Source organism: Kitasatospora sp. MY 5-36, from assembly GCF_001182915.1.
Classification (GTDB): Bacteria; Actinomycetota; Actinomycetes; order Streptomycetales; family Streptomycetaceae; genus Kitasatospora.
On the sequence record NZ_LFVW01001273.1, the window covers coordinates 1 to 1,082 of the forward strand.

The following is a 1,082-nucleotide window of genomic DNA, read 5'->3' on the forward strand; positions in this document are numbered from 1 at the left end:
CGGGCCCGTGGCGACCGGCCCGGTGCCGCCGAAGCCGGCCGCGCCGCCCGCCGAGGAGACGGTCGACGGGACCGCCGACGGGACGGCCGCGGTGGAGAAGGGCGCCGGGAAGCCGTCGGAGGACGAGACCCGGATCGTCCCGAAGATCATCATCGTGGACGACGGCAGCGACTACGCGACCCCGCACACGGTGAGCTACAACCGCCGCTGACCGGGCGCCCGACCGCGCGCCGCGAAGGCCCCGACCGCCCACACCGGGCGGGCCGGGGCCTTCGTCGCGCCGGGGTGCCGGTCGTGCCGGGGCGGGGGCGGGGACGGAACGGGGGGCCGGGTTCGGGATAGGACGGCGGCCGACGGGGTAGGCCCCGGGAACGAAAGAGGCCGAGACCCGTGGCGCCCTCCAGGAAAGGGCGCCACGGTTCCCGGCGCTTGGGCGGGCGCCCCCACCCAGGGCCGCCCGGCCTCGCACCTCCGACCCCCATCGGGGGTGCGACAGTGCCCCCACAGCCATCCCCCACGGTTGGGTGCGGCGGGCACGTTCACCATGGTGCGCGATCTCCATGGACGGCCAGTGACAGGAGTATGTCCAGTTCGTGGCGGATGGCCGTGCCCGGTTCGGTGCGGGTTCCGGTCGGTTCGTCCGCCGGCCGGACCGGTGGTCCGTCCAGCCGTTCGTTCCCGGATGTGTTCCTGACAAAACTTGGGGGCGGACGGGCGGGGGGGCGATGCCCCGGGCCCCGGTACGGCCCCGGCTCGGTTCCCCGGTCCGGCTCGGGTCCGGCCCCGCCGGAGCCGTGGACCGCGTGCGTGTCCGTGCCGCGGCGTAGGCTGGAGACCCCCGGCCGCTCGGCGTGCCGGGCCGTTCGCGTTGCCCCGGCGGGCCTTCGCCGCCCCGGGACAGCACCAGCCACGGGACGAAGAAGAGACCCCAGATGAGTCTGACCGGACTGCTCGATGTCGTCGCGCGGGACGCGGCGCTCGCCGAGGCCATCGAGGCGGCCACCGCCACCGGAGCCGCGGCCGGCGGACGCCGCCACCTGGACCTGGTCGGGCCGCCCGCCGCCCGGCCGTTCGCCATCGCC

General features: G+C 76.7%; 2 protein-coding genes. Both read left to right on the forward strand.

Features of this window, described 5'->3' with window-relative positions; translation table 11 throughout:
• Nucleotides 1-211, forward strand: a 211-nt coding sequence (locus AE652_RS45910; protein ID WP_049661362.1) for a hypothetical protein, incomplete at its 5' end; no start/stop codon positions are given.
• A 640-nt stretch (nt 212-851) separates the two neighbouring features.
• Nucleotides 852-1,082, forward strand: a 231-nt coding sequence (locus AE652_RS49615) for a hypothetical protein (protein WP_369808380.1), incomplete at its 3' end; no start/stop codon positions are given.